The following is a 20,611-nucleotide window of genomic DNA, read 5'->3' on the forward strand; positions in this document are numbered from 1 at the left end:
CAGCCGGAACTGAAAAACGCGGCCACTGGCCGCGTTTTTTGTTGCCCGCGCACCAACGCCGGAGACAGGCCTGCAGCGAATGGAATATCTCCCGTTGCAGGCCGGCGGCTTCGGCGCTATACATGCCGCGTCGGAAAAGGCAGACTTGGTTTGGTAAGCCCAAGTCCTTTCGGAAACGGAAGCTCTGTCCCTGCCTCGTGCAAGTGTTCCCCTCGACGAACAGCCAACGCTGTCCAAGCGTTTCTTGTTCGTCCGTGTGGTTCGCAGAACGATGAACCGCTCCGGTCGAACGACCACAAAGGAGTAGTTCATGCCCGATTTTCCCGAGATTTATGATGTTGTGATTGCCGGCGCAGGCCCTGTCGGCCTGTTTCTCGCCTGCGAGCTGCGCCTCGCCGGCCTCTCGGTCCTGGTGCTGGAGCAAGCCGAGAACCCGCACTCCCCACTGAAAGGGTTGCCGTTCGGCATGCGCGGCCTTTCCGCCCCCACCGTCGAAGCCTTCTATCGCCGCGGCCTGCTGGACGACATCCCGGCCCCGCAAAAAGAACCATCGGATGGCAACAGGACACCGGCTACAGCGCATTGGGTGCAACAGCCGCGCCGCGCGGGCGGCCATTTCGCCGGCATCCAGTTTTTCCAGGACAATATCGACACCTCAAAATGGCCCTATCGCCTGCCCGGCCCTGCCGCCGCCAATCTGGCAACCACCATGCAGCAGGTGGAATCCGTCCTTGCCGCCCGCGCTGACGCAATGGGCGTCGAGATCAGGCGCGGCCTCGGCGTGGAGCGTTTCGACCAGTCGGACGATGGCGTGACCGTTCATGCCGGCGGCACCGCCTTTCACGGTCGCTGGCTCGTGGGCTGCGATGGCGGGCGCAGCACCGTGCGCAAGGCTGGCGGTTTTACGTTCACCGGCACCGATCCCGAATTCACCGGCTATTCCGTTGAGGTCGAGATCGCTGATCCGGATATGCTTGCCCCCGGCCGTCACTATACGCCGACGGGCATGTACACCTACCAGAAGCCCGGAACCATCGCGATGGTCGATTTCGACGGCGGCGTTTACCACCGGACCCGGCCGATCACGCTCGACCACGTGCAGGCGGTGCTGCGCCGCGTCTCCGGCACCAGCGTCACATTGACGGCGCTCACGCTTGCCACCACGTGGACGGACCGCGCCTGTCAGGCCACCGCCTACCGCAACGGACGGGTGCTGCTCGCCGGTGACGCTGCGCACATCCATTCCCCGCTCGGCGGACAGGGATTGAATCTCGGGCTTGGCGACGCGATGAACCTGGGATGGAAGCTCGCATCAACGATCCGCGGCACCGCGCCGTCCGGCCTGCTCGACAGTTATGAGAGGGAACGGCACCCGGTTGGAGCGCAGGTGCTTGACTGGTCGCGTGCCCAGGTCGCGCTCATGCGGCCGAGCCGCAGTTCCCGTGCGCTCGAAGCCATCATGCGTGATCTCATCGATACGCGCGATGGTGCAACCTACTTCGCCGAACGCGTCTGGGGCGTGTCGCTCCGCTACGATCTAGGGGACAGCCATCCGCTCGTCGGTCGCAGCGCGCCCGACTTCGAGCTGGCCGACGGGACGTTCCTTGGCGGGCATCTTGGAAGCGGGAAAGGCCTTCTCCTGGACTTTGACGCCGCTGCACCGCTTCAGGCGCTGGCACGCCGCTGGGGCGGCCGGATCGGCTATCTCGCACAAGATGCCAGAAACCGGCTTGGCCTGCGCGCCGTGCTCATACGCCCTGACGGTATCGTCGCCTGGGCCGGTGCGACCGCTTCCGATCTGGAAGACCTTGCGCAGACCGCGGCGCAATGGTTCGGCGAGCCTGAATAGGCAGGTGAACGATACGTGGTGCGTGGTTCGACAAGCTCACCATGAGGAAAGTGGTTTGGTTGCAAAGCCAGTCACAGGCGTTGCAGAACATGACTCCCTGCAGCCCACGTCATCCCTCATGGTGAGCTTGTCGAACCACGCACGCTGTTGCTTGCCGTGGTCCTCACGCCGTCTGCAGCGCCTTCTCTCCGCCGAACATCTCGCGGTAGGCGGTGGGCGTTGTTGCCAGCTGCTGGCGAAAATGATGCCGCAGGGTGGCAGCCGTGCCGAACCCGGTGGTCTCGGCGATGATCTCTACCGAAAGTGAGGACTGCTCAAGCAGTTCCCGTGCCTTGGCCAGCCGTTCCGACAGCAGCCACTTGGCCGGTGTCGTGCCTGTAGCCGCCTCGAAGCGGCGCAGGAAGGTGCGCGGGCTCATGCCCGCCGCCTTGGCCAGCGTTGCAATGGAAAAATCCTGCCTGAGCTCGGTGCGCATCCGCTCGAGCAGCGGCGACAGCCTTACCCCCTCATGCGGTGGCGGCACGGCCCGTTCGACGAACTGCGCCTGCCCGCCTTCACGGTGCGGCGCCACCACAAGCCGGCGCGCCACCTTGTTGGCAGCCTCGGTACCAAAATCCCGGCGGATCAGATGCAGGCAGAGGTCAATGCCCGCCGCGCTCCCGGCAGAGGTCAGGACACTACCCTCATCCACGTAAAGCACGTTGGGCTCAACCGCGATATCCGGATAGCGCTCTGCCAGGAGATCGGCATAACGCCAATGCGTCGTCGCCCTGCGACCGGCCAGGAGACCGGCGGCCGCCAGGACGAACACACCGGAGCAGATGGAGAGAATCCGCGCGCCATTGGCATGTGCCCGCCAAAGGGCCTGTGCCAAAGCGTCCGGCACTGCATGCTCGACACCGCGCCAGCCCGGCATGATGATGGTGCCCGCCTGTTCGAACAGGTCAAGCCCGCCATCGGCCAGAATGCGCACGCCGCCGGTGGCGCGCAGTTCGCCCACCTCAATACTGGCGACGGCAAATTTGTACCAGTCATCGCCCATTTCCGGGCGCGGCAGTCCGAACATTTCAACGACCAGGCCGAACTCGAACGTGCAGAGCCCGTCATAGGCAACGGCGACAACCAGCGGATTCTCAAGGCGGGGGGCAAGGGATGCGTTTGACATGATATCGACGATATATGGCAATCTTGCCAACTACCAGTACCTTGTTGCTTGCCTTACGAATTGGGCAGCAACACAGGAGAACGCCATGAGCTACGTTACCGAAACCCCTGCCGCCGCACCACAGATTGTCATCGAGCATTTTTCCCGGCGTCTCGCGCTTGAGACCGATTGTGCCGATGTGGCCGCATCGCTGAAGGCGGGCGAACAGGACTTTGTCCTCCTGCACGTGGTGGGAACACCGGCGGCCTATGAACGCCGTCACGTGCCGGGAGCCATTCATCTTCCACATCGCGAGATCACCGCCGAACGCATGGCCGCATGGCCCAACGATACGCTGTTCGTCGCCTATTGCGCCGGCCCACACTGCAATGGAGCCGATCAGGCAGCGCTGAAACTCGCAAGACTGGGACGCCCTGTGAAAATCATGATCGGCGGCATTACCGGCTGGGCCGACGAGGAACTCCCCTTCGCCACCGGTCCGGCGGCGGGCGAACTCAAAAAGGTCGCCTGAGTTTCCGGTTTAGATAACGGACAGCGTCCAGGTGACGATATCGCCTGCGGCGCTGTCAAACGCATGGTTCAGGGCGGTGACATAGGCTGCATTGCCCTGGCCGCTGACCGGCGATGTCGAGCGGAACACGCGGGTTGCGCGCACGGTGCCGTTCTTGTCATTGAGGATCTTGATGGCGATCTCGACAACGGCCGTTTCCTTGCCCGAAGCATCGATATCGAACGTGCGGATATTGCTGATCACCTGATAATCGATGGCAAGGCCTTCGCCGGGACGGCCGACACCGCCGAAGCGGCCCGAGCTCTCGAACGCCTGCACGAGCCGCGTCTGCACGATGTTCGGCAGGCGGTCGGACCACTGCGCGCCCTTCAGGAACGAAATGGCGTTCGGTCCGGAGCGGACAACGACATTCTCCCCGTCAAGCGCTTTGAGGGCCGATGGCGCGGCGATCAGGATCTGCCGGCTGCCATGTTTTCTGGATGAAGTGTCGGACAGCGACGGGCCGGACAGATCGAATGTATCAAGCTTCTTGGTTCCGGCGCAGGCGGAAACGGACAAAGCCATCAGCAGAGCGGCAATTGTCGTTCTTGAATTCACCAATGGTATCATCCCTGTCACGCAAAGCTTCACGATTCATTAACCTTCATGCGATGCAGCATCGCCAAAGTCAACGGCGCGTGCGGCCGTCATACTCCGGCACATTGCCGCTGCCGCCGAAAATCACCCGCTGCGGATTCTTCTCAAGATCGCTGATCGCCCGCTCGATGCGCTGGACCGACTGGCGGCTCTCGGTGACGAGCGCCTGTACGTCGCGCAAGCCCTGTCCGGAGAAGCGGTTGAGGTTGTCCGTGATCGGGCCGAGCTTGGTGTTGAGATTGTCGGCGACCTCGCGGTAGGATTTGAGTGTGTTCTTGGCCTCGGCTACAACGCTGCCGTCCCCATCGGACACCAGATTGTCGACCTTGGCCAGGACGCCATCGACCCGGGCGGAAGCGGCATTCAGGCGCGTCATCATTTCACGCGCCTCGCGCACCACCGACTGCACGTCTTCGGCGCTCTGGCTGAACTTGTCGATCACATCGGAGTTCTTGGCCAGCGCATCGGTGAATTTCTTGGTGTTGTTGACCGTATCGACCAGCGGCCCCTTTACCTCGGTGATGAAACTTTCGATCGAGCTCATCGCCGTGTTGACGCGCTCAAGAATGTCCTGCGCCTTCTGCAGAAGGTTGTTGACCACCGACGGATCGGCATCGATACGCGCAACGGCGCCATCCTTGTCGGCTTCCTCAAGCAGATTGGGCTCATAGACCTTGCCGCCCTTGAGCTCCACGAAGGCCAGACCGGTCAGGCCGGTAAAGCCGAGGGTTGCCTGCGTCGAGCGGGTGATCGGTGTCGTGCTGTCAATTTCCGCGGTGGCGATCACCGCGTCAGGATTGGTCTTGTCGATATTCAGCCGCCGCACGGTGCCAACCTTGATGCCGTTGAACAGCACCTGGCTGCCCTCGGCCAGGCCGGTGACCGAACCGGCAATGCGGATTTCCAGCGTCGTCATTTCCTGCCTGTCGCCGTAGCGGGCGATCCAGTAGACGAAGACGAACGCCGCGACGCAAACCGCAAGCGTGAAAATCCCGACCAGAACGTAGTTGGCTTTGGTCTCCATCGATTATTCCACCTAACCCTGTTCCTTCAGCAACGGCCCGGATTGCCGGGCGCTTTGCACACGATCAGACTTTCGCCTGCTGCTGCCGTTCGGTACGATCTGGCGCGCGCGCTTGCCATGAAAATATTCCTGAACCCACGGGTCATCAAACGTCAGCATGTCGTCGATGGTTCCTTCCACAAGAACCCTTTTCTTACCCAATACCGCGATTCGGTCGCAAACGGCGAACAGGCTGTCGAGATCGTGCGTGACCATATAGACCGTCAAACCCATGGTATCGCGCAGATTTGCGATCAGTTCATCGAAATCCGCGGCACCGATGGGATCGAGCCCCGATGTCGGCTCATCGAGAAAGACGATGTCGGGATCGAGCGACAAAGCGCGGGCGAGCGCCGCACGCTTGATCATGCCGCCGGACAGTTCCGACGGAAATTTCTCCGCCGTATCCGGTTTCAATCCAACGAGATCGATCTTGAGGCGCGCCAGTTCGTCCATCAGGCTGTGCGGAATGTCGAGATATTCACGCATCGGCACCTGAATGTTCTCCAGAACCGTCAGCGACGAGAACAAGGCACCGTGCTGGAACAGGACGCCCATGCGCATGTCGACGCTGAGTTTTTCCTGTTCCGTCGCATGATCGATGTCATGGCCGAAAATGCTGATATTGCCGTGCTGTTTCTGATTGAGACCGAGGATCGTCCGCATGAGGACGGATTTGCCGGTCCCCGATGCGCCGACAAATCCCAGTATCTCGCCGCGATAAACGTCGAGATTCAGGTGCTCCAGCACCGATGAACGGCCGAAGGACACGCTGACATCCTTGACCGAAAGGATGATATCGCTGGGCTCCTGCTCTCTGCTCTGGCCGTTGTCTGTCGAATTCATTCGCCTCGGGCGTCCCTGGATCTGAAAATCAATGGATAGAGAGCGTCGTCAGCACCGCAGCACACACGCCGGTATCGACGTGGAACCCTGCGGCGGCAGAAGCACTTGAATTGTTTGCTCTATCGGTCAACATCCCCCACACATATCGAGTCTCGGACTCGATGTCACTGTAGCAATTAAGGCGCACATAATGACTGTTAACATGGAGATTACCGTTGAACGTTGGCCTATTGCCGGAACGTTTACAATCTCGCGCGGTTCCAAGACGGAAGCAGCCGTGGTGGTTTGTACCCTGCGCGACGGACTGCACACGGGGCGCGGCGAATGCGTTCCCTATGCCCGCTATGGCGAAAGCCTCGATTCCGTCTGTGCCGAAATCGAAAAACTGCGCAGCGTGCTCGCCGCAGGGGCCAACCGGCACGATTTGCCCGGTTTGATCGGCGCCGGCGCGGCCCGCAATGCCGTCGATTGCGCGCTCTGGGATCTCGAAGCCAAACGGGCCGGCCGGCGCGTTGCCGATATCATCGGCTTGTCGCCGCTCAAAGCCCTGACCACGGCCGTGACCGTTTCCTTCGGCGATGCACAGACCATGGCTGCCTCGGCCCGCGCCCTGTCGGGCCGTCCGGTCATCAAGGTCAAGGTGGGCGGCGAGGATGACGAAGATCGCATTCGGGCCGTAGCGGAAGCTGCGCCCGACAGCCGCATCATTCTCGATGCCAATGAGGGCTGGACCGACCGGAATATCGTCCGGCACATGCTGGCCGCCGCAAAGGCGGGGGTCGTGCTCATCGAGCAGCCGCTTCCGGCGGGCAAGGACGGCATTCTCTCGACAATCCCCCACCCCGTCCCCCTGTGTGCCGACGAGAGCGCCCACGGTACGGACGATCTGCACACCCTCCTTGGTCGCTACGACAGCATCAACATCAAGCTCGACAAGACGGGCGGCCTGTCCGAGGCCCTGCGCATGCAGAAACGGGCGCGCGAACTCGGGTTCGGCATCATGGTCGGCTGCATGGTGGGCACGTCCCTGGCCATGGCGCCTGCCATCCTCGTCGCGCAGGACGCCGACTTCGTCGATCTCGACGGTCCGCTGATCCTGAAGGAGGACCGCCAGCCCGGCCTCGTCTTTGAAGGCAGCCGCGTCTCGCCACCGCAATCGGAGCTTTGGGGCTAGCGCTCGCGCTGCTCCAATCGAAGCGAAACATTGGCCAGGACAAGCCCGACTGCCGCCAGTGCCACCATGGCATAGAAGCCATAGATGCCGGTGGCGCTGTAAAGCGGTCCGGACACCATGGTGACGATGGCCAGCGACGTGCCGATGAAGAAGGTGGATATGCCCTGCGCCGTTCCACCTTTCTCCTCGGGAATGGTCATGGCGATCATTTTCTGCATGCCGAGGAAAGACAGGGCGAAGGAGAAGGCATGCAGGCTCTGCACGACGAAAAAGCCGGCGACGCCGAGACCGGCGGGCACGATCAGCGGGAAGACGGTCCAGCGGAATATGGCGACGGCTGAACCGATCATCAGCACCCTGGCCGGATGCAGGCGTCCGAAAACCCGGCGAAAGCAGGTGAACATGATCACCTCGGCCACCACGGCGATGGACCAGAGCGCGCCGATCACCGTCTCTTCAATGCCGATGGACTTCCAGTAGATGGCCGAAAAACTGTAGCCGTAGGCGTGGCTTGCCTGCGTGATCCCCGTGGCGATCAGGAAGGTCACGAACGCCGGGCGGCGCAGCGCCCTGCCTGCATCCGCCATGTCGATATCCGACAGCGGCGACAGGCGGCGCGGCTTGCCGATGCGCGGCACCACGAAGCTCATGCCGCATGCGGCTACCAGCGCCCCCAGCAGCACCGTCGGGATGATCCACTCGCCCGTGTGCTGGATCAGCACACCGCCGGCAAAGGAAGCCAGCAGGAACGCAATCGATCCCCAGACGCGCATTCTGGCAAAATCCGCGCCGTAGCGGCGCACGCCTGAAAGCGCAATCGTGTCGGCCAGCGGAACCTGCGATGTCCACGGTGCGGCAAGCACCAGCGACACGACCAGTATCCCGAAGAAATTGAACGGCAGAAAGTAGAACGCCGCAACGATCACCGCCAGAACGGTGGCAATGGTCAGGATATGCGCCCGGTCGCTGGATTGATCAGCCAGAATGGAAACCAGCGGCGCGGCGATGACGCGCACGAACAGCGGCATGGACAGAACGATCGATATTTCCGTCGGCGACAGCGAACGGAATTCCAGCCACAGGGGGAAATAGGGCAGATGCAGGCCGCTTGAGATGAAGATCGCGAAATAAGCCAGAGCCAGCCGAAACTCGAACCGAGATGGCTTGTCGTGAAAAGTGTCCGCAGTGGCGGCTGTCATGGAGGAACTTTCGGAGGATCGAGGAACGGCGCACGAATATATGAATAGCCGTATTCCGAAATACCATGATTTGGCCCAACTGCCTAGAAACGCTGAAGGTTTTCCAGCTCAATTATCATGAATGCAGAAAATATAAATTAGCCGGCGGAGGCGATCCTCGCCGCGTTCGCTTCGTGGCCGAGCTGCGGCTTGGCACCGGCAATCGCCGTGAGAATATCCTCGAATATATCGGCGCAGGCTTCCCAGCTGAATCCCTGCAGGGTGGCATCGGGATCGACGCGACCCATGGCAAGTGCGCCCAGCGCAGCCTCCTGCAGGTCGGTTGACAGAACGCCAGCGCCTGTCGCACCGATGACATCCTTCGGGCCGGCCACCGGATAGGCCGCGACCGGCAGCCCGCAGGCAATCGCTTCCAGCAGCACCAGGCCGAACGTGTCGGTGCGGCTGGGAAAAACAAACACATCGGCACCCGCATAGTGGCGGGCGAGTTCCTCGCCCTCCTTCTTGCCGGCGAACACGGCGTCGGGAAATTTGCGCTTCAGCTCATCCATATCCGGCCCGTCGCCGACGACAAGTTTTGTTCCCGGCAGATCCAGCGCCAGAAAGGCTTCAAGATTCTTTTCCGGCGCAACGCGGCCGACGCAGAGAAAGACGGGATGCGCGAGACCGAGATCGACATCCGCCTGCGGCCGGAACAGATCGCGGTCGACACCGCGCGTCCACACGCGCAACGTGTCGAAGCCGCGCTCGCTCAATTCCTCGTAGATAGACTGTGTCGGGACAAGGCAGGTCTCGGCGGCATTGTGGAACCGGCGCAGAAAGCCGTAGGTCCAGGCCAGCGGAATGGGCAGGCGCTCGCGCAGATATTCGGGAAAACGCGTATGAAAGCTGGTGGTGAAACGCCACTTGTTTTTCAGGCAGGCACGCCGCGCCATGATGCCGAGCGGGCCTTCCGTGGCGATATGCACGAAGGCGGGCTGCAGCGCCTCGATCCGGGCTTTCACCGCCGCAGGATAGGTCAATGCCAGGCGGATTTCCGGATAGGTGGGGCATGGCGCCGAAGGATAGTCCGCGGGTGAGATGATCGTCACCTCGACGCCCCGCGCCTCCATCTGCTCGCGCAATTGGGTCAGGGTGCGCACCACGCCATTGACCTGCGGATGCCAGGCATCGGAGACGATGACCAGCCGCTTCATCGGATCGATCTCTGCAGGAGACGCCATTCAGGCCGCATTCGCCGCCTTGGGACGCTTGTCCTCGAGTTTGACGACAGGCGCAAAGCCCGCCTTCTCCCCGATCAGATGCGTCCAGGAGATCAGTTCCATCTTGCCGTCATGATGCTCGACAATGGCGGTGCAGCTTTCAACCCAGTCGCCGGTGTTGATGTATTCGATGCCGTCGATTTCTTCGATGGTGGCGTGGTGGATATGGCCGCAGATGACGCCGTCGGCGCCGATGCGCCGGGCCTCGTCGGAAACGACGGTCTGGAAGGAACCGATGAAGTTGACGGCCTTCTTCACCCGGAATTTCGCCCAGGCGGAGAACGACCAGTAGCGCAGCCCGAGCATGCGCCGCACCTTGTTCATGATGGTGTTGATGGCCAGCGCCGCATCATAGGCCCAGTCGCCGAGATAGGCGATGTGGCGGGCATTGCGCACGACGACGTCGAACTGGTCGCCATGGATCACGAGGAATTTACGGCCGTCAGCGGTTTCGTGCATCGTGCGGTCCATGACCTCGATACCGCCGAAATGCGTACCCTGGAAATCGCGCAGGAATTCATCGTGGTTGCCGGCGATGTAGAGGATGCGCGCGCCCTTGCGGCTCTTGCGCAGAAGTTTCTGCACGATGTCGTTGTGCTCCTGCGGCCAGTGCCAGCTGCGGCGCAGACGCCATCCATCAACGATATCGCCGACCAGATAGATCGTATCCGCATCGTGATACTTCAGGAAGTCCAGAAGGAAGGTCGCCTTGGCGCCTTTGGAACCAAGATGCACATCGGACAAAAAGAGCGTGCGAAACTTACGTGTCTCTGGCTCAACCATGAGGCTGATCTCCGTTCAGCGCCGGTACGCATCGGTACCTCTGGTCTGACAGAAACCTGATTCATGTCACAGTCTTATGACGCCGCTAAAAAGTCTATGGTTTCCTGCGATAAACACTTGTAACAAAATGGACTTCATTTATGGCTCTTCGTGTCATTTATGCATGCTAAAAAGATTGAATCGCAAATCCCAAGTTGCGACCAGCCAATTTCCGGAGGATATTATCCATGGCCAAGGACAATTCGCCCAACCAGTCCGACCTCGAAGAAAGCGCCCTGTTTTACCACCGCTTTCCTCAGCCGGGTAAACTGGAAATCCAGGCGACGAAGCCGCTTGGAAATCAGCGCGATCTTGCCCTTGCCTATTCCCCCGGTGTCGCCGCGCCCTGCCTGGCCATTCATGAAAACCCCGCTACAGCCGCCGATTATACCAGCCGCGCCAATCTTGTGGCGGTCATCTCCAACGGCACTGCCGTCCTTGGCCTCGGCAATATCGGCCCCCTCGCCTCCAAGCCGGTGATGGAAGGCAAGGCGGTTCTCTTCAAGAAATTCGCCGACATCGACGTCTTCGACATCGAGATCGACGCGCAGGAGATCAACAAGATCGTCGATGTCGTTGCCGCGCTCGAACCCACCTTTGGCGGCATCAACCTCGAGGACATCAAGGCGCCGGAATGCTTTGACGTGGAGGAGATCCTGCGCGCCAGGATGAACATTCCGGTGTTCCATGACGACCAGCACGGCACGGCGATCATCGTCGCCGCAGCCATCCTCAACGGCATGGAGCTGGCCGGCAAGGATCTGTCCAAGGTCAAGATCGTGGCGTCCGGCGCCGGCGCGGCAGCGCTCGCCTGCCTCAACCTCCTGGTCAAGCTCGGTGCCAACCGCAAGAACATCTGGGTCTGCGATCTCGACGGCGTCGTCTATGACGGCCGCAACACGCTGATGGACCGCTGGAAATCCGTCTATGCCCAGAAGACTGACGCACGCGTGCTGGCCGATGTCATCGGCGGTGCCGACGTGTTCCTCGGCCTGTCCGCGGCAGGTGTCCTGAAGCCGGAACTTTTGAAGCAGATGGCGCCGAACCCGCTGATCATGGCGCTGGCAAATCCCAATCCGGAAATCATGCCGGAAGACGCACGCGCCGCACGCCCCGACGCCATGATCTGCACCGGACGCTCCGATTTCCCCAACCAGGTCAACAACGTCCTCTGCTTCCCCTATATTTTCCGCGGCGCGCTGGATTGCGGCGCACGGGCGATCAATGAGGAAATGAAGATGGCGGCGGTCAAGGCCATCGCGGCGCTCGCCCGCGAGGAGCCATCGGATGTGGCGGCTCGCGCCTATTCCGGCGAAACGCCGACCTTCGGCCCCAATTATCTCATTCCTTCGCCGTTCGATCCGCGCCTGATCCTGCGCATCGCGCCGGCCGTGGCCAAGGCGGCCATGGAAACCGGCGTTGCCGACCGCCCCATCGAGGATTTCGAGGTCTATCTCGACAAGCTGAACCGCTTTGTCTTCCGCTCCGGCCTGATCATGAAGCCGATCTTCACCGCAGCGCGGACCGCCGAGAAGAAGCGGGTGATCTATTCCGACGGCGAAGACGAGCGGGTTCTGCGCGCGGCACAGGTGGTGCTTGAGGAAGGCACGGCGATTCCGACGCTGATCGGCCGCCCGCAGGTCATCGAGACGCGTCTCAAGCGCTATGGCCTGAAGATCAAGCTCGGTACCGATTTTGACATCATCAATCCGGAAGACGATCCGCGCTACCGCGACTATGTCGACCTTCTGGTGAACCTGACCGGCCGGCGCGGCACCACGCCGGAGGTGGCACGCACCATGGTCCGCGCCAGCGGCACGGTGATTGCAGCCCTGGCCATCATGCGCGGCGAAGCCGATGCCATGATCTGCGGCCTGGAAGGCCGTTTCGAGCGCCATCTGCGCAATGTCGACCAGATCATCGGCAAGCTTGAGGGCATCCGCAATTTCTCGGCACTCAGCCTTTTGATTTCGCAGCGCGGCGTGCTGTTCCTGACCGATACCTATGTCAGCATCGATCCGACAGCCGAAGAGATTGCGGAAAAGACGGTTCTGGCCGCCAACGAAATCCGCCGCTTCGGCATCGAGCCCAAGGCCGCCCTGCTCTCGCACTCCAACTTCGGTTCGCGCGATTCCGAAAGTGCCGCCAAGATGCGCGCCGCTTCGGAAATCCTGCGCTCCAAGGCACCGGACCTGGAACAGGATGGCGAAATGCATGGCGATTCCGCCCTGTCGGAAATCCTGCGCGAGCGTGTGCTGCCGCATTCCCGTTTGAGCGGTGAAGCCAACCTTCTGGTCTTTCCCAATCTCGATGCGGCCAACATCACGCTCAACGTCGTCAAGACGGTCACCGACGCACTGCATGTCGGGCCCATTCTGCTCGGCGCCGCCAAGCCTGTGCATATTCTGACGCCGTCGGTGACATCGCGCGGTATCGTCAACATGACGGCTCTGGCAGTGGTTGAGGCGTCACAGCGCCTGGAATAGCGCGCTGCCGTCTTATTGCTGCCGCACGTTCATGGATGGTTCAGGCGCAGTCAGCCAGGTAGGCTGCGCGTGATCTTGCAGGACTAGACCATATGAAACGGTTCATACACTTTGCGGCACTCGCCATGGGCACGCTGCTGTTGTCAACACAGCTGGCAGCGGCCCAGTCGGACGTTTGCAGCCGCATGGAACAGCGTCTGCGCGAACTCGACAATGATTTCGTCACCGACGAGTATGAGCTGAACCTGCGCCGCGACCGGGTGGAAGCTGCCATGGACGCCAACAATTGCTCGGCATCCTACGAGCCTGACCGCGAAGTCTTGCCGCGCGAAGTCGAACCGCGCGACGGGGAGCCCCGGCGTCGCCCCTATGAAGTCCTCGGAGGCCAGCGGCCACTGGAAAACGAGCCGCTGGAAAGCACCGCGCCGGTCTACGGCGGACAATATCAGACGCTCTGCGTGCGCACCTGCGACGGCTATTATTTCCCCATTTCCTACGCGACGGGCGCGGAGAATTTCCATCGCGACGAAGCGCAGTGCCAGGCGCAATGCCCGGGCGCGAAACTGTTCTATCATTCGACCAACGGTGAAACCGTCGATCAGATGATTTCCCTGCGCGGCCAGGCCTATACGGATATGCCCAACGCGTTCAAATTCAGGAAAGTCGGCGCCAATGGCACGCCGCAATGCTCCTGCCAGCGCACGGCGGGCAATTACACGACGCTTGGAAATCCCAAGGAAATAGCCCGGCAACCAGCGGCGAAACCGGCGCCAGCACAAACACAGCCAGCACTCAAACCGGCGGAACCGATCAAACCTGTCGAGCCTGTCAAGGCCGAACCATTGCCATCGGCCGAGCCGGCGAAAAACCCCGAACCGAACAAGCCGGCGGCACCGGCCGAGGCCAAGGCCGAACCGGCTGCGCCTGTGATAGAGCCGGAGAAAAAACCGTCATCGATTATTCAGCTGGGGACACCCGCCGTGCCGAAAGTCGAAGCGGAACAACCGAAACCGCTGTCACCGGACAAGCCGATCGATCCCAACCGCAAGGTCAGGGTCGTCGGGCCAACGTTCCTTCCCGACCAAGAAGGGGCAGTAAATCTGCGAGCTCCGGACCAGAAGCCAGCCCGGTAAGGGCAATGCGCAGGGGCATGAACAACGGCTTGCCCTTGCGTCCGCTCCGAACCTTCACCGCTTCCGTCCACTGCTTCCAGGTCTCGCGGCTCCACGGCTCCTGCGGCAACACGTCAAAAGCCGCCGCAACGAAATCATGGTCCTCTTCGGCAAGGACTTCGTCACTGACGGGACCGTCCTGGACGATCTTCCACCACAGCGCCGCATCGGCGACGCGCGTGAGATTGCCGCGCACCGCAAGCCAGAAGGCTTCGGCCTTGTCTCCTGTTATCCCCATGTCCCGCAGGCGTTCTTCAGCCACGTCGAACGGCATGGCATGGATCAGCGTGCGGTTCAGCGTATCGAGTTCCGCCGGATCGAATTTCGAGGATGATTTCGATGTTGCCTTCGGATCGAAGATCGTGGCGAGCGATGCCATGTCAGGCATGGCGACCACATTCTCCGACGTTCCAGTCAGCACGGCGAGGCTGACCACGGCCATCGGCTCATAGCCGTCGCGGCGCAGGCTGCCGACGGACAGGGCGCCGGTGCGCTTGGATAGTCCCTCACCCGAAACAGTCGTCAGCAGATTGTGGTGGCCAAGTGCCGGCGCCTTCGCACCGAGCGCTTCGAAAATGGAAATCTGCACGCCACTGTTGGTAACGTGATCGTCGCCGCGGATGATATGCGTGATGCCCATGTCGATATCATCGACCACGGAGGTCAGCGTGTAGAGATAGGTGCCGTCTTCGCGCACCAGCACCGGATCGGAAAGCGATGCCAGATCAACGGTCTCTTCGCCGCGCACGATATCATCCCAGTGGACAATGGTGCGCGCAGGCGCGAACGGATCGTCCTTGAAGTTCGGCAGCAGGAAACGCCAGTGCGGGCGATGACCCTCGGCTTCCAGCTTGGCGCGATCCTCCGCCGTCAGTTTCAGCGCATCGCGGCCATAGACCGGCGGCAGGCGGCGCGCGAGGCGCAGCTTGCGCTTGCGTTCGAGTTCTTCCGGGGTCTCGTAGCAGGGATAAAGCACGCCAGCCGCTTTCAGCTTTTCGACAGCCGCATCGTAGAAGGCAAAGCGTTTCGACTGGTATTCCACCCGCACCGGCTTGATGCCAAGCCAATCAATATCAGCCGCGGTCGCTTCGGCATATTCGGTCTTCGAGCGCTCCACGTCGGTGTCATCGAAGCGCAGGATCAATTGGCCATTGTGCTTCAGCGCGAACAGCCAGTTGAACAGGGCAGTGCGCGTGTTGCCGATGTGGATATAGCCGGTCGGAGATGGTGCAAAACGGACGGTGATGGTCATGCGTCGGGCATATCGGAACGACGCGTGAAGATCAATATGCGGACCATGAGGAGGTACGTTGCAAGACCGTCATGCGTCCTTCGACAAGCTCAGGATGAGGGAGACGGAAGGGTTGCAAGGCAATTGACGAAAGTCACAAAACCTCCGCTCCCTGCAAATCTCCAGCCTCCCTCATGGTGAGCCTGTCGAACCACGCACAATGATCACGCCAGCATTCTAGCCGTCATTGAGAACAAGACCCTTGGTCAGTTCCAGCGCCTGCCGTTCGAACAGGCTGCGGTAGATGCCGCCGTTCAGGCGGATCAGGGCTTCGTGGTTGCCCTCTTCCGCAATCCGGCCATGGTCGAAGACCAGCAGCCGGTCGAGCGCCCGCACCGTGGACAGCCGGTGCGCGATCACCAGGGTCGTCCGGCCCAGCATCAGCCGTTCCATGGCCTGCTGGATCAGCACTTCCGATTCCGAATCGAGGCTCGACGTTGCCTCATCCAGGATCAGAACCGGCGCATCCGCGAGGAAAGCCCGGGCAATGGCCACGCGCTGACGCTCGCCGCCGGACAGCTTCACACCGCGTTCACCCACCAGCGTGCCATAGCCCTTCGGCAGGGCCATGATGAAGTCATGCGCGCTGGCCTGCCGGGCCGCTTCCTCGACCTCGCTTTGCGTGGCTGTCGGCCGCGCATAGGCGATGTTCTCGGCCAGCGTCCGGTGGAACAGGATCGGCTCCTGCTGCACGATGGCAATCTGCTGGCGCAGCGATGCCTGGGTGACGGTGGAAATATCCTGACCGTCGATCAGGATGTGCCCCGCCTTCACGTCGTGCAGACGCTGGATCAGCTTGACGAACGTCGTCTTGCCCGAACCGGAGTGGCCGACAAGGCCGACGCGCTCACCCGCCCGGATCGTCACCGAGAACCGGTCATAGAGCGGTGCCCGATGCGCCCCGTAGTGGAACGTCACATTGTCGAACACGATCTTGCCATTGGTGATCTGGATCGGCTTGGCGCCGGGCCGGTCATCAATGCCAAGCGGCTGACTCTGGATGTCAACAAGCTCTTCCATATCGTTGATCGAACGCTGCAAATTGCGGATGTGCATGCCGACTTCCCGCAGGTAGCCCTGCAGGATGAAGAACGACGTCAGCACGAAGGTGATGTCACCCGCACTCGCCTGCCCCTTCGACCACAGCCACAGGGCAAAGCCGATGACCGATGCCCGCAGGATGAGCAGCAGCGAGCCTTGCGTCGTGCCGTTGCGGGTACCGCGGATCCACGTGCGCCGCGTCCGGTCCTGCCACTTGGCAAGAACCTTCAGCAGCCGTGCGTCCTCGCGCTTTTCCGCGCCGAAACCCTTCACCACCATGTTGCAGCTGACCGCATCGGCCAGCGAACCGCCGAGCTTGGTATCCCAGCGATTGGCAAGGCTCGCCATCGGCGCGACATAGCCGAGCGACATCGCCACCGTCACGCCGACGAACACCAGGGATCCCAGGCCGATGATGACGCCCATCATGGGCCAGTACCAGGCCATCAGCACGGTCGAGCCGACAAGCATGACAACGGACGGAAACAAGGCTACCAGCAGCGTATCGTTCAGCAGGTCAAGCGCCCACATGCCGCGCGTGATCTTGCGCACCGTCGAGCCGGCAAAGCTGTTCGCATGCCAGTCCGTCGAGAAGCGCTGGACACGGAAAAAGGCGCCTGAGGCAATCTCCGACATCATTTTCAACGTCAGCTTGACGATCGTCATGAAGGTGACGTGCCGCAGGATGATGGCACCCAGCGACAGGGCCATCAGGGTCCAGAATGCAGCCATCGCCGCATCCCAGGCAATCGCATCCGTTGCCGCGCCATTGACCACCGCGTCGACCAGCCGCCCCGAATAGAGCGGCGTCAGCACGTCGGCCAGTGTCGAGAGCAGCACTGCACCAAGAATAAGAGCCAGACGCACCGGCTGCTTCTGCCAGTGAATCCAGGTGAATCCGAGAACGCTGCGGAAGGCTCCGCCGCGCAAGGCGTTACGTAAAAATGCCATGACAATCGTCCGGTGCCAAAACGCACCGGCCTCAAATATGAATTTCAGACGAGAATGCCGCGCAACAGAACGAGGGAATCAATGCGGCACAATTGGCTTGGCGACTTGCCTGAACACAGGAAAGGCCAATATCGGCGATGAGTGTTCTTGACCGGTGAAGTCAATTGAAAAGCCCTGGGGCTTTTCATCATCACATGTCAGGAACGGACGCCGCCCCGAGGGGACATTGAAACAGCTGCCATTCTAAACCTCCCGGGCTTGATTGCCGGAGAGATGGCTTATAGGTGAATCGCAATCACGCGCCAAGCGCCTATTTTTTGTGCAGCCGCTTTTCGAAATAAAGTGAGGCGTGATTGCAACACTAGACTTTAGTCGTAGTCAAAAACGACGGTTGCAGAACGACCCGTGCGTGGTTCGACAAGCTCACCATGAGGGATGGAGAGGATTGCAGCGTGTTATATCCTGCACCCTTTGCGATTGGCATTGCAGCCAAATCACCTCCCTCATGGTGAGCTTGTCGAACCACGCACCATCGCACTCATGCAATCAGCCCTATCCCCGATCACGGAACTTGTTGGTGATGGGATAACGCCGGTCGCGGCCGAAATTCTTCCGCGTCACCTTCACACCCGGCGCGGACTGCCGGCGCTTGTATTCGGCGAGATAGAGCAGGTGTTCGATCCGCTCCACCGTCTTGCGCTCATGGCCGCGCTCGACGATCTCGTCCACGCCCATCTCGTTCTCGACGAGGCATTCGAGAATGTCATCGAGCACCGGATAGGGCGGCAGCGAATCCTGATCCGTCTGGTTCTCGCGCAATTCGGCGGACGGCGCCTTGCTGATGATGTTTTCCGGGATGACGATACCCGATGGACCGAGGCCGCCGGCGGGCACATTCCTGTTGCGCCATTCCGACATGGCGTAGACCTGCATCTTGTAGATGTCCTTGATCGGATTGTAGCCGCCGTTCATGTCGCCATAAAGCGTGGCATAGCCCACCGACATTTCCGACTTGTTGCCCGTCGTGACCACCATCGAACCGAACTTGTTGGAGATTGCCATCAGGATCGTGCCACGGGCCCGGCTTTGCAGATTTTCTTCGGTGATGCCCTCTTTCGTCCCTTCGAATGTCGGCCCGAGCGCTTTCAGAAAACCTTCCACCGGCTCGAAGATCGGCACGATGTCGTAGCGGCAGCCCAGCGCCTTGGCGCAGTCTTCCGCATCTTTCAGCGAGTCCTTCGATGTATAGGTATAGGGCATCATCACGGCGCGCAGCCGCTCCTCGCCCAGCGCGTCGACAGCCAGCGCCGCGCAGATCGCCGAGTCAATGCCGCCGGAAAGCCCGAGGACCACATCCTTGAAGCCGTTCTTGTTGACGTAATCGCGCAGGCCCAGCATGCAGGCGCGATACTGCGCCTCCTCGCCCTCGGGGATTTTCGACATGGGGCCTTCCGAGCAGGACCACCCGCCCGTGCTGCGCCGCCACGTGGTGACAACAAGTTGTTCCTCGAACTGCGACATCTGGAACGCGATGTTCTTGTCCGGATTGAACGCAAACGAAGCACCGTCGAAAATCAGATCGTCCTGACCGCCGAGCTGGTTGGCGAAAATCAGCGGTAAACCGGTTTCGATCACCTGGCGCAGCACCACCTGATGGCGCACATCCACCTTGCCGTTGTAATAGGGCGAGCCATTGGGCACGCAGAGTATCTCCGCGCCGCTCTCGGCCAGTGTCTCGCACACGCCGAGGTCGCCCCAGATATCCTCGCAGATCGGAATGCCGATGCGGATGCCGCGGAAATTCACCGGCCCCGGCATCGGCCCCTGCTGGAACACCCGCTTCTCGTCGAACTCGCCATAGTTGGGCAGATCGACCTTGAAGCGTTCCGCAATCACCTTGCCGCCATCCAGCACCATGACCGAATTGTGCAGGCCGCTCTCGCGCCGCAGCGGCGTACCGATAATCACCCCCGGTCCGCCATCCGATGTGTCGGCCGCAAATTCTATTGCCGCCTTTTCGCAGGCTTCGATGAAGGCTGTCTTCAGCACCAGATCTTCCGGCGGATAGCCTGAGATAAACAGCTCCGTGAACAGGATGAGATCGGCGCCCTGCCGCGCGGCGTCGGCCCGTGCTTCACGCGCTTTTGCCAGATTACCCTTGATGTCACCCAGGACAGGATTGAGCTGGGCGATGGCGATACGGAGGATGTCGGGATTTTTGCTCATATTGAACATATATCATTTCGCTGGAGATTAAACAATGCGACTCACACGCGGTTTCAGGAAAGAAATACGTGCCAGAGCGTATAGAACCAGACGATGGCGACGAGAACAACCGAGATCAGCACGGCCAGCGATCCGCAATCCTTGGCGATCTGGATGTCGCGCTGGAAATCCCGCGACACGGCGTTGCACGCCGCTTCAATGCCGGTGTTCAGCACCTCGATCATGATCAGGATAAGCACCGAGCCGGTCAGAACCAGGAAAACCAGCACGGATGGCGCAATCGCCGCGGCGACGGGAATCGAGAGGATGAAAAGGATGAGTTCCTGCTGAACCGCCTTTTCATGCACCGCCAGGTGCCTGAGCGCGCGCATGGAATTGACGAATGCCAGTATTAGCCGCTGCATGGTTTGCTCCCGTCCGTCCGTAACGGCAGCTATAAAGCCAGATCGGGCGGCGTCAATCCTTCACCCGTTCCCGGCCCCTCAGTCGCCCGCCACGACGATACCGCCGCCGCTCGCCACATATTTCGGCAGATCGTCGCCGATTTCGTAATAGTCGCCCTTGTCGCCGACAAAAATGTGCACTTCGCCCTTGAGACTGGTCGGCTTGTCGAACGATCCGGCCATCACCGAGATGTAGTCGAGATCATGGTGTTTCCAGAACATCACCGATCCGCAATTGCGGCAGAAACCGCGCGCCGCATATTCGCTGGCGGCATACCATTTGATGTTTTCCTCACCCGTGATGGTGATGGCATCCTTCTGGACATTGGTCGCCGCATAGAAATGGCCGGATTGCTTGCGGCACTGCGAGCAATGGCAATAGACGATCCCGCGCAGCTTGCCATGCGCCTTGAAGCGGATGCCTCCACACAGACACGATCCACTATGCAATTCCGACATCAGGCGGACTCCTGT

Annotated in this window: 17 protein-coding genes; 5 read left to right on the forward strand and 12 right to left on the reverse strand. The window is 61.0% G+C overall.

The window, feature by feature from the left end; all coding sequences use genetic code 11:
• Positions 1 to 310 precede the first annotated feature (310 nt).
• Positions 311 to 1,849 (forward strand): FAD-dependent monooxygenase, encoded by a 1,539-nt coding sequence (locus ACIQWS_RS10590; RefSeq protein WP_403176232.1) that lies wholly within the window; start codon positions 311 to 313, stop codon positions 1,847 to 1,849.
• Between the two features lie 163 nt (positions 1,850 to 2,012).
• Here the strand turns inward: ACIQWS_RS10590 and ftrA are convergent, their stop codons facing one another.
• The gene (ftrA, locus tag ACIQWS_RS10595) at positions 2,013 to 3,014 is read right to left on the reverse strand and encodes a transcriptional regulator FtrA (protein ID WP_403177691.1); all 1,002 of its coding nucleotides are present in this window, start codon (positions 3,012 to 3,014) and stop codon (positions 2,013 to 2,015) included.
• A gap of 85 nt (positions 3,015 to 3,099) precedes the next feature.
• On the opposite strand from ftrA, the gene ACIQWS_RS10600 reads away from it, so the two are divergent.
• A complete protein-coding gene (locus ACIQWS_RS10600; RefSeq protein WP_403176236.1) occupies positions 3,100 to 3,525 on the forward strand; it encodes a rhodanese-like domain-containing protein in 426 nt (141 codons plus the stop codon).
• Between the two features lie 9 nt (positions 3,526 to 3,534).
• On the opposite strand, the gene ACIQWS_RS10605 is transcribed toward ACIQWS_RS10600, so the two are convergent.
• The 3 genes from ACIQWS_RS10605 to ACIQWS_RS10615 all read right to left on the reverse strand — a co-directional run bounded on the left by ACIQWS_RS10605 (position 3,535) and on the right by ACIQWS_RS10615 (position 6,070).
• The gene (locus ACIQWS_RS10605; protein WP_374042692.1) at positions 3,535 to 4,089 is read right to left on the reverse strand and encodes an ABC-type transport auxiliary lipoprotein family protein; all 555 of its coding nucleotides are present in this window, start codon (positions 4,087 to 4,089) and stop codon (positions 3,535 to 3,537) included.
• A gap of 103 nt (positions 4,090 to 4,192) precedes the next feature.
• Positions 4,193 to 5,185: an MlaD family protein gene (locus ACIQWS_RS10610; RefSeq protein WP_346308030.1), complete on the reverse strand. Its 993-nt coding sequence runs from the start codon at positions 5,183 to 5,185 to the stop codon at positions 4,193 to 4,195.
• A 12-nt stretch (positions 5,186 to 5,197) separates the two neighbouring features.
• Positions 5,198 to 6,070 carry an ABC transporter ATP-binding protein gene (locus tag ACIQWS_RS10615; RefSeq protein WP_288192495.1) on the reverse strand — a complete coding sequence of 291 codons (873 nt, stop codon included), beginning with the start codon at positions 6,068 to 6,070 and terminating at the stop codon, positions 5,198 to 5,200.
• A gap of 190 nt (positions 6,071 to 6,260) precedes the next feature.
• Between ACIQWS_RS10615 and dgcA the strand changes: the two genes are divergently transcribed.
• Positions 6,261 to 7,244 (forward strand): N-acetyl-D-Glu racemase DgcA, encoded by a 984-nt coding sequence (gene dgcA / locus ACIQWS_RS10620; RefSeq protein WP_403176244.1) that lies wholly within the window; start codon positions 6,261 to 6,263, stop codon positions 7,242 to 7,244.
• Here the strand turns inward: dgcA and ACIQWS_RS10625 are convergent.
• The 3 genes from ACIQWS_RS10625 to ACIQWS_RS10635 form a co-directional block, all read right to left on the reverse strand.
• Positions 7,241 to 8,443, reverse strand: coding sequence for an MFS transporter (locus tag ACIQWS_RS10625; protein ID WP_346308028.1), 1,203 nt, complete (start codon positions 8,441 to 8,443; stop codon positions 7,241 to 7,243). The two genes, dgcA and ACIQWS_RS10625, sit on opposite strands and share 4 nt — an antisense overlap.
• Positions 8,444 to 8,580: 137 nt before the next feature.
• Entirely contained in the window at positions 8,581 to 9,639 is a 1,059-nt protein-coding gene (locus ACIQWS_RS10630; protein WP_403177699.1) for a glycosyltransferase family 4 protein, read from the reverse strand.
• A gap of 27 nt (positions 9,640 to 9,666) precedes the next feature.
• Positions 9,667 to 10,488: a UDP-2,3-diacylglucosamine diphosphatase gene (locus ACIQWS_RS10635; protein WP_223612928.1), complete on the reverse strand. Its 822-nt coding sequence runs from the start codon at positions 10,486 to 10,488 to the stop codon at positions 9,667 to 9,669.
• A 227-nt stretch (positions 10,489 to 10,715) separates the two neighbouring features.
• On the opposite strand from ACIQWS_RS10635, the gene ACIQWS_RS10640 reads away from it, so the two are divergent.
• On the forward strand, positions 10,716 to 13,013 hold the full coding sequence (locus ACIQWS_RS10640; protein ID WP_403176248.1) for an NADP-dependent malic enzyme: 2,298 nt from the start codon (positions 10,716 to 10,718) through the stop codon (positions 13,011 to 13,013).
• Between the two features lie 92 nt (positions 13,014 to 13,105).
• Positions 13,106 to 14,146 carry a DUF2865 domain-containing protein gene (locus tag ACIQWS_RS10645; protein WP_403176251.1) on the forward strand — a complete coding sequence of 347 codons (1,041 nt, stop codon included), beginning with the start codon at positions 13,106 to 13,108 and terminating at the stop codon, positions 14,144 to 14,146.
• On the opposite strand, the gene gltX is transcribed toward ACIQWS_RS10645, so the two are convergent.
• The 5 genes from gltX to ACIQWS_RS10670 all read right to left on the reverse strand — a co-directional run bounded on the left by gltX (position 14,064) and on the right by ACIQWS_RS10670 (position 20,596).
• A complete protein-coding gene (gltX, locus tag ACIQWS_RS10650; RefSeq protein ID WP_403176254.1) occupies positions 14,064 to 15,437 on the reverse strand; it encodes a glutamate--tRNA ligase in 1,374 nt (457 codons plus the stop codon). The two genes, ACIQWS_RS10645 and gltX, sit on opposite strands and share 83 nt — an antisense overlap.
• A 216-nt stretch (positions 15,438 to 15,653) precedes the next feature.
• Positions 15,654 to 17,468, reverse strand: a complete 1,815-nt coding sequence (locus ACIQWS_RS10655) for an ABC transporter ATP-binding protein (RefSeq protein WP_346308024.1) — start codon at positions 17,466 to 17,468, stop codon at positions 15,654 to 15,656.
• Between the two features lie 552 nt (positions 17,469 to 18,020).
• Entirely contained in the window at positions 18,021 to 19,694 is a 1,674-nt protein-coding gene (locus tag ACIQWS_RS10660; protein WP_346305027.1) for an NAD+ synthase, read from the reverse strand.
• A gap of 53 nt (positions 19,695 to 19,747) precedes the next feature.
• Positions 19,748 to 20,098, reverse strand: a complete 351-nt coding sequence (locus tag ACIQWS_RS10665) for a diacylglycerol kinase (RefSeq protein ID WP_346305026.1) — start codon at positions 20,096 to 20,098, stop codon at positions 19,748 to 19,750.
• 78 nt (positions 20,099 to 20,176) lie between these two features.
• On the reverse strand, positions 20,177 to 20,596 hold the full coding sequence (locus ACIQWS_RS10670) for a GFA family protein (protein WP_223612922.1): 420 nt from the start codon (positions 20,594 to 20,596) through the stop codon (positions 20,177 to 20,179).
• Between the last annotated feature and the right edge of the window lie 15 nt (positions 20,597 to 20,611).

Origin of the sequence: Phyllobacterium sp. NPDC097923 (assembly GCF_044760925.1) — a bacterium.
GTDB lineage: Bacteria > Pseudomonadota > Alphaproteobacteria > Rhizobiales > Rhizobiaceae > Phyllobacterium > Phyllobacterium calauticae.